This is a genomic window from Methanococcoides sp. (genome assembly GCF_030594565.1).
GTDB lineage: Archaea > Halobacteriota > Methanosarcinia > Methanosarcinales > Methanosarcinaceae > Methanococcoides > Methanococcoides seepicolus.
The window spans coordinates 1-6,191 of the sequence record NZ_JAUVEY010000128.1; the positions used below are offsets into that span (position 1 = coordinate 1).

A 6,191-nucleotide genomic window follows, 5' to 3' on the forward strand; every position below is an offset into this window, starting at 1 on the left:
AGTATTGTTCACAAAGAAGACTGCCATCTTCTCACCACGGTTCGCAGCCTGCATGGTTTCATTAAGACCAATTGAAGCAAGGTCACCATCGCCCTGATATGAGATGACCACGGCGTTGTCCTGTGCCCTTGAAATACCGGTGCCCACAGCAGGCGCACGTCCATGTGCTACCTGAAGGTTTCCGCAATCAAAGTAGTAATAAGCAAATACAGCGCATCCAACTGGACTTATCATGACGGACCTGTCCTGGATTCCAAGGTCATCCATAGCTTCACCGATGAGCTTATGAATGATACCATGTCCGCATCCCGGGCAATAGTGGGTTGCAGTCGGTGCAGCTCCCCCTTTTCTTGAGAACTCGTCATAAATTGCTGCCGGTTTTCCAATGATCTTCTCTGCCATTTTTATGCCTCCCTTGAAGCAACTTCTCTGATCTTTTCCATGACCTGATCCAGTGTTATTAAATTTCCACCCAAGCGATTGACCAGTTCAACAGGTCTGCTACACTCGATAGCAAGTTTTACATCTTCCATCATCTGACCGTTGCTCATTTCGACTGCGATAAAAGTACAGTCATACGAATCAGCAATACCTTTAAGCTCCTTTTCAGGGAATGGGAACAATGTAATAGGACGGAACAATCCTACCTTGAGACCTTCTCGTCTTGCAACCTCTACAGCTGAATGACAGATCCTGCTGCTTATACCATACGCAACAAGAACAATAGAAGCATCCTCTGTCATGTACTCTTCATGAACGGTCTCGTTCTCCTTGATCGTCTCATACTTCTCCTGAAGCTGATAGTTGAAATCCTCAAGTTTGTCGAAATCCAGGAAGATAGACGTAACAAGATTCTCCTTTGTCTCCTTTGTACCACATACAGCCCAGGATTCATCAATGACAGGTGTTATAGCCTCGTCAGGGAAATGAAGGGGTTCTATCATCTGTCCGAGCACACCATCAGCAAGAACGACAACAGGATTGCGGTATTTGCTTGCCAGTTCGAAAGCCTTTATCGTATGATCGCACATTTCCTGAACGGAATTAGGTGCAAGTACAATATTTCGATAGTTTCCATGTCCTCCGCCTTTTACAACCTGAGCATAATCGGCCTGTTCCGGACCGATATTACCAAGACCCGGACCTGCTCTCATAATATCAACGATGACACTGGGCAATTCAGCTCCTGCAAGATATGAGATACCTTCCTGTTTCAAGCTCATACCAGGACCTGATGATGCGGTCATGACCCTATGACCGGCAGATGCCGCTCCATAGACCATATTAATAGCGGCTTCCTCTGATTCCGCCTGTACGAATTTCCTTCCAAGCTTCGGGAATGTCTGGGAAGCTTCATGGAGGATCTCACTTGCCGGAGTTATCGGATAACCGAAATAACAGTCGCATCCGGCATATAAAGCGCCAATAATGACAGCTGAGTTACCTTTGATCAATTGTGTAGCCATAATTTTACCTCACTTTCCGGGCTTATTCTTCCTTTATAGGGATGTGCACTGCAATAGCCAGTGTCTCAGGACAGGTGTAGTAGCAATTTCCACATCCTGTACAACCTTCACCCTTGTATTCAACATAATGATAACCGCGTTCATTGATGTGTTCGCTCATGAACAGAACACTTTTTGGACATGCAGGGATACATCTTTCACAGCCCTTACATTCAAGATTGTTAAGCTGCGGATAAGGTTTCATATTTTCACTATTTTCAGACATGATATCAACCTGTAGTAAATAGATAAACTCCAAATTAAAAGATTTATCCATTGAATTATTCGAGCATTTAAATATGTTTCAGGAATTATTATGATCCTGAAACGTTCTATGATCTTTATCAGTTCTTTCCTTCATCGTGGTCTCGTATCTCAACACGCCTGATCTTACCGCTGATGGTCTTGGGAAGCTCATCAACAAAATCCACAGCACGTGGATACTTGTAAGGTGCAGTAGCTTTCTTAACGTGGTTCTGAAGTTCCTTCTTCAATTCTTCACTTGCTTCATAACCTTTTGCAAGAACTATCGTAGCTTTGACTATCTGACCTCTTGTATCATCAGGAACACCCGTGATAGCACATTCAAGTACAGCAGGATGTTCTATCAAAGCACTCTCGACCTCGAAAGGTCCGATCTTGTAACCGGAGCTCTTAATAATATCATCAGACCTGCCAACGAACCAGAAATAACCGTCCTCGTCCTTCCAGGCCATATCTCCAGTATGGTAATAACCATCATGCCAGACCTCGTTCGTCTTCTTTTCATCAGAACGATACCCAGCGAACAAGCCAACCGGTTTTCCTTTTGAGGTATTGATGACGATCTCACCCTCTTCTCCGAAATCACACATCTTGCCATCAAGGTTCAAAAGTTCGATATCGTATTCGGGTGAAGGTTTACCCATTGAACCGGGTTTAGGCTCCATCCACGGATAAGTAGCAATGCTTACAATGCTCTCGGTCTGCCCGAAGCCTTCCATGAGCTTAAGGCCGGTGAACTCCAGGAACCTCTCATAAACTTCAGGATTAAGAGGTTCACCTGCCACAACACAATATTCGAGACTGCTGAAATCATATTGTGAAAGGTCTTCCTTGATGAGGAAACGATAGATGGTCGGTGGTGCACAGAAGGTAGTTACTCCATATTTGCTTGCGAACTTAAGCATGTTCTTAGCATCAAAGCGCTCATAGTCATAGACAAAGACCGCAGTTCCGCTTAACCACTGCCCATAGAGCTTACCCCACACACACTTTGCCCAACCGGAATCAGCAACTGTTAGGTGTAGACCATCATCGCGGACGTTCTGCCAGTACTTCGCAGTGATGATGTGTCCAAGAGGATATGCAAAATCATGTTGTACCATTTTTGGCAAACCTGTGGTACCGGATGAGAAATAAAGCAAGGCAATATCCTCGTTCTTTGTAGCAGCTTCCCCTTCCGGACGTGTGAAGTCAGCAGAAGCTTCCTCAAGTTCCTTTGTGAAATCCAGCCATCCTTCACGTCCTCCATTCAGGGATACTTTGTGGAGCAGAATATCCTCATAACCTTTGTGACCTTCATCAATATATCCCATCAGTCCTTCATCATCCGCACTGACTACCATCTTTATATTAGAAAGTTCGATACGGTATGTGACATCCTTGGTGGTCAGCATATGCGTTGCAGGAAGGGTGACAGCACCAATCTTATGCAGGGCAAGGATGCATATCCAGAACTCATATCGGCCTTTAAGGGTCAGCATAACAACATCGCCTTTTTCGATGCCGTATTTTTTGAATAGATTAGCTGCCTTGTCACTATAGTGTTTCAAGTCCTTGAAGGTATAGACCAGTTCATTACCTTCATCATCACACCAGACAAGTGCTCTTTTATCAGGCTGTTCTTCTGCATACCTGTCAACGACATCGTATGCGAAATTGAAATTTTTAGGAATGTTTATTTTGAAACTTTTCTTAAAGTCTTCATACGAACTAAAGTCTGTACGTGAGACATATTCTTCCAATAAAGATGACATATTTACACCCGTTTTTTATATAAGAATAAATGAGGTTCTGATAGCAAAGTTATCATAGAACCATTGCAAGGAACTTTGCCGGATTGTCTCCAACCGCTTCCATTGCATGAGTAAAGTTGGAATCGAAATAAATTGAATCTCCTTCCTCGAGAACTATCTCATTGTCATGTATCCAGACCTTGAGCGTACCGCTTATCACATAATCGAATTCCTGTCCGGGATGAGAATTCATTGAGGGAGGATTAACCTCTGAACGCGGAGCAACACTGACAATGAAAGGCTCTGCCTTTTTATGAATAAAATTCGAGGCAAGGTTCTGATAATTGTAATCCGCCCTTCTTTCCACTTCAGTACCTTTGCCTTTTCTGTTAACAGCAAAGATATGCATGCGCGGCTCTTCTCCTGTCAGAAGAAGTCCCATGTCCACATTGAGTATCTGTGATATCTCAAACAGCATGCTTGCAGGAATATCAGATTCCCCTGAATCATATTGTTTATAAATATCGACAGAAATACCGAGCTTCTCTGCCATGGCTTCAAGGCTTATGTCGGACAATTCACGCAATTCGGATAGACGTGATGCGATTTCGATTATTTTTTCCTGCATGTTATCAACTTATTAGAGCCGTTACAAAAAATGCTTGCAAGGCGACAATTCTTTTAATATAGGCACTGAGCTTTCAGCATTGATATATTATATCATTATCTGCTGTGATGTTAAAAGAAGAAGTAAAAAAAGGTATTGAGTGCCATGTTAGCACATGACACGACTAAAAAGGATTCAATCAACAGGACCTATGTTGACAGAATATTCAAAATTCTCAGTGTTGTGAGGCATTATCTCAAGTGTCCATTCTCCAACGGCCCCATCAGCAAGATAGACTTCAGTATATGTTGTTGAACCTTGCTGATAAACATTGATTTGTTCCTCATCTTGGCTATCATCTGAAACAGAGACATCACTCATTGCCCCATCTCTTGCCTCATCCATTGCAATTCCATAATAGATAGGAGATTGCTGTGAAAGACTGACAGTGCTACTGTGGCCTGAACTAATAAGGACCGACTTGACCTGACCATCAGCGTTCTTCAACACGATATCGAAGGAAGGTGCTGTGGAAGATGTGCTGCTGTCACCATAATTATAGTCCCTTGAGATTATCTTGAGGGTGACCGGATCATCTGTCCTTGCAACAAAGCTTGTTGTGAAAGGGTCTTCTGGCTGTTGCCAGACATCGAGGTTAATGCTAACCTTCTGGCTCCATTCATTCATTGTCCGGTCATCGATGTTCAGGTTGATCCTGCCATTGAGATTTCCTTCCGCATCAGCTGGAACTCTGACCTTTACTGTTACAGTGGCCTTTTCTCCTGCCTTGATAACAGAAGGTGCTGTGATGGTCACGTCCTTCTCATCAAGAGAGACCTGTGCAGTGTAGCCATAACATTCATCGTCACTTACTTCGAATTCCGGATTGATGGAAATTGCCTTGTCAGCAACGTTCTTGAGCTTGATCACATATTCATACTCAGAACCAGCTTCAACACGGTCATTGATGTATGAATTGAATATCTGGACATTTGGTGGCAACCAGACGTTCACTGAAAGCTCAAGTGCACCATTATAGCCAGGATACAGAGCTGAAACATCCCCTTCGAGATCGCTAAAGAAAACGTTTGCATCATAATTATCAAGTTCAGCATCCTCAGGAACTGAGACCTTGATAGTGAACTCCTGCTTTTCCCCGTTATTGAGCTCAGCCTTTGCCGGCGAGATGGTAACCCAGTCCTCGTCAAGCATGTTGTCACTGAATACCTTTGGTGCAATATAAGGCTTAAGTGTTAGTGGCTCTTTGCCGTGATTGAAAAGCACGACAGTCATTTCATCTGACTCTCCTGGCTTAATTCTAAGATATGAATATCCCGGATCAACAAGCAGAGGAACTATCTCTTTTTCAATTTCAGGATATAGCATGTCCTGATAATATCCATCAGCAGTGATCTTTTCAGCTATCAGTGTGGGTTCGGCTATTAATGTGGGTTCAGCGATCAATACAGGCTCTGCTGCTGTAGTCTCGGGGGCAGCAATGGCAACTGTTATTGCCGTCATGCTGAGCAACAGCAGACCAATTGACATAAATGCAAAATATTTTTTCATATCGATTCTCCTTTTGTAATTTGATGATGGTGAGCGTCTTTCGACATGTTACAATAGGAGTTACACTTATTAAAGAATTGTCTAAACTTCGAATCAATCCGTAGTTATCAGGATCTTTGAAGTACCTGATCAAAATTGAAAAAAAGAAGCATTAGCCAGTTTAACTGGCACTTGGAAGTAGCTTTTAGACGGTTACCAGAACTTAGTAAAACGACCAGAGGAGTTTTATGATCACTGCTACCGACATTACCCATAATCTAAATTTAGCATCAAAATACACATTTTGTTTCCTTTTCGTTTATCCTGGCTAATTTCCAACATACACACATTCCTGATTATCAATCGTATTGATAATATGACTTAATTTCTTTGAAAAATTGTAACTATTCAGCCATCCTCACGTTTTTGATATAAACTTAGAATACTCAACACAATTCCATCAGTGCTTGATATTGATTTTACCAAAAAACAATATACTATGCCTCTATTTTAGTCACTCCCTGAAATTCAACC

General features: G+C 42.6%; 6 protein-coding genes. All 6 read right to left on the reverse strand.

The window, feature by feature from the left end; translation table 11 throughout:
• Nucleotides 1–402: thiamine pyrophosphate-dependent enzyme (locus QAS77_RS09710; protein ID WP_305065251.1), on the reverse strand; the 402-nt coding region annotated here is incomplete at its 3' end.
• A gap of 2 nt (nucleotides 403–404) precedes the next feature.
• Nucleotides 405–1,466 (reverse strand): 3-methyl-2-oxobutanoate dehydrogenase subunit VorB, encoded by a 1,062-nt coding sequence (locus QAS77_RS09715; protein WP_305065253.1) that lies wholly within the window; start codon nucleotides 1,464–1,466, stop codon nucleotides 405–407.
• Nucleotides 1,467–1,488: 22 nt separating this feature from the next.
• Nucleotides 1,489–1,710, reverse strand: coding sequence for a 4Fe-4S dicluster domain-containing protein (locus tag QAS77_RS09720; RefSeq protein WP_420846942.1), 222 nt, complete (start codon nucleotides 1,708–1,710; stop codon nucleotides 1,489–1,491).
• A 139-nt stretch (nucleotides 1,711–1,849) separates the two neighbouring features.
• Nucleotides 1,850–3,523 (reverse strand): AMP-binding protein, encoded by a 1,674-nt coding sequence (locus tag QAS77_RS09725; protein ID WP_250868631.1) that lies wholly within the window; start codon nucleotides 3,521–3,523, stop codon nucleotides 1,850–1,852.
• A gap of 52 nt (nucleotides 3,524–3,575) precedes the next feature.
• Complete coding sequence (locus QAS77_RS09730) at nucleotides 3,576–4,130, reverse strand: helix-turn-helix domain-containing protein (RefSeq protein ID WP_305065256.1); 555 nt, start codon at nucleotides 4,128–4,130, stop codon at nucleotides 3,576–3,578.
• A gap of 174 nt (nucleotides 4,131–4,304) precedes the next feature.
• Nucleotides 4,305–5,678, reverse strand: coding sequence for a COG1470 family protein (locus QAS77_RS09735; RefSeq protein WP_305065258.1), 1,374 nt, complete (start codon nucleotides 5,676–5,678; stop codon nucleotides 4,305–4,307).
• Between the last annotated feature and the right edge of the window lie 513 nt (nucleotides 5,679–6,191).

What these genes read in the sequence shown, in the direction of transcription:
- QAS77_RS09715 (WP_305065253.1), bottom strand. Translation starts at nt 1,466, where the DNA reads ATGGCTACACAATTGATCAAAGGTAACTCAGCTGTCATTATTGGCGCT.
- QAS77_RS09720 (WP_420846942.1), bottom strand. Translation starts at nt 1,710, where the DNA reads ATGAAACCTTATCCGCAGCTTAACAATCTTGAATGTAAGGGCTGTGAA.
- QAS77_RS09725 (WP_250868631.1), bottom strand. Translation starts at nt 3,523, where the DNA reads ATGTCATCTTTATTGGAAGAATATGTCTCACGTACAGACTTTAGTTCG.
- QAS77_RS09730 (WP_305065256.1), bottom strand. Translation starts at nt 4,130, where the DNA reads ATGCAGGAAAAAATAATCGAAATCGCATCACGTCTATCCGAATTGCGT.
- QAS77_RS09735 (WP_305065258.1), bottom strand. Translation starts at nt 5,678, where the DNA reads ATGAAAAAATATTTTGCATTTATGTCAATTGGTCTGCTGTTGCTCAGC.